This is a genomic window from Snodgrassella sp. CS2, from assembly GCF_050310315.1.
Classification (GTDB): Bacteria; Pseudomonadota; Gammaproteobacteria; order Burkholderiales; family Neisseriaceae; genus Snodgrassella; species Snodgrassella alvi_E.
Genome location: NZ_JBNPBA010000032.1, coordinates 1 through 1,241 on the forward strand (window position 1 = coordinate 1; position 1,241 = coordinate 1,241).

The window sequence follows — 1,241 nt, forward strand, 5'->3', positions numbered from 1 at the left end:
GTGTGGTAGTACAGCACTTTCTGTTCCGTACCGGTGGTGGTCTCCACTCTGGCTAAGGGTTCATAGCCGCTTTCATCAGTGTAGATATAGATGCTTTTGCTTCTGTCGGTACGGGTTTCCTGAATCATTCTCAGCCCGTCCCACAGGAAGTGGGTACGGTTGCAGGCTTTGCCCGCCCGGTCTATCTGGTGTTTTTCGATACGTCGGCCTAAGGCATCGTAGATGTAAACGGAGCTTAATTTGGTCAATTTTTTTCGATAAGGATTTTTGCCAAATGGTTGGCTACATTTGCTATCTAACTATGGCAATAACGCCTTAAGCGCTATAAATTTTTAAAATTTTCAGTCCTCTAGATCTTTTAGCCATTTTTGATATCTTTCTGGATCCTTTGCAATCAATGTTTTTAATGTTTCAAACACTTCTTTTATCCCTGAAGGATCAGTTTTATATTTATTGAATACAAAAATAATTCCTTCTGCTATGGTATCAAGAATATAGAACATTTGTTGCGTATAGCAACTAAACGTTTTATAAGGTATAAAAATTGAGAAATTAACCACTTTTCGTTTTGACGAGGCTAACGGACCTTTAACTAAATCTTTGTATTCTTGTGTGGCTGAGATAGTAAAGAATAAATCATAATCTGTTGTTTTAAATAATTTATCATAATGTGGAAGAGTTTTATTTAATGCATTGAGATTTTCTATCAATGGATTTAAAACAGTATTAGTAATTTCGTAACGAACGCCAACTTCAGCCCACAATAGTGGAAAATTAATTTTCATTTACATAGTCCTTTCGGTTTATAACTCTTTTGATTGCCAACTGGAATCTTTCCTGTTTTTGTATAATGCTCATCTAGCTTTACTGTTTCCACTGCTTTTGCTGCTTTGGTTGTTGGAAAGCCTTTTTCTATGACATTGCCCTCAACCCTTTTACCTGGATGTAATTTTTGAAGTTTCTCTATTTGTTGATGCAATCGGGTCGGTAGCCCAGAAATTTTGGTTATTCTATTTAAATCAGCCTTGCCATATTTATAAAGCTCGCCGTCAATTCTTATTTCGTAAACCCCAAAATTTCCTGTTGCTCCATTAGTATTTAAATGAATCCAGCCCCACGGATCAATCCAAGTCAACCCATTAGGCGCATACTGATACAGATTATACCCACCCAACAACCCAATCGGGTCCGGCTGCGTGAATCTGCCTATATCAGGGTCATAGTACCTGAAAGTATTGTAA

2 protein-coding genes and 1 pseudogene are annotated in these 1,241 nt (G+C 37.4%); all 3 read right to left on the reverse strand.

Annotated features, from left to right (window positions below; all coding sequences use genetic code 11):
• A pseudogene (locus tag ACQP6D_RS11200) lies at window positions 1-248 on the reverse strand (hypothetical protein); the annotation flags it as partial.
• A 93-nt stretch (window positions 249-341) separates the two neighbouring features.
• Complete coding sequence (locus ACQP6D_RS11205) at window positions 342-785, reverse strand: hypothetical protein (RefSeq protein WP_367412211.1); 444 nt, start codon at window positions 783-785, stop codon at window positions 342-344.
• Window positions 782-1,241, reverse strand: a 460-nt coding sequence (locus tag ACQP6D_RS11210) for an RHS repeat-associated core domain-containing protein (RefSeq protein WP_427858269.1), incomplete at its 5' end; no start/stop codon positions are given. The genes ACQP6D_RS11205 and ACQP6D_RS11210, both read right to left, overlap by 4 nt.

Coding starts and splice junctions, on each gene's coding strand:
- ACQP6D_RS11205 (WP_367412211.1), bottom strand. CDS start 785: ATGAAAATTAATTTTCCACTATTGTGGGCTGAAGTTGGCGTTCGTTAC.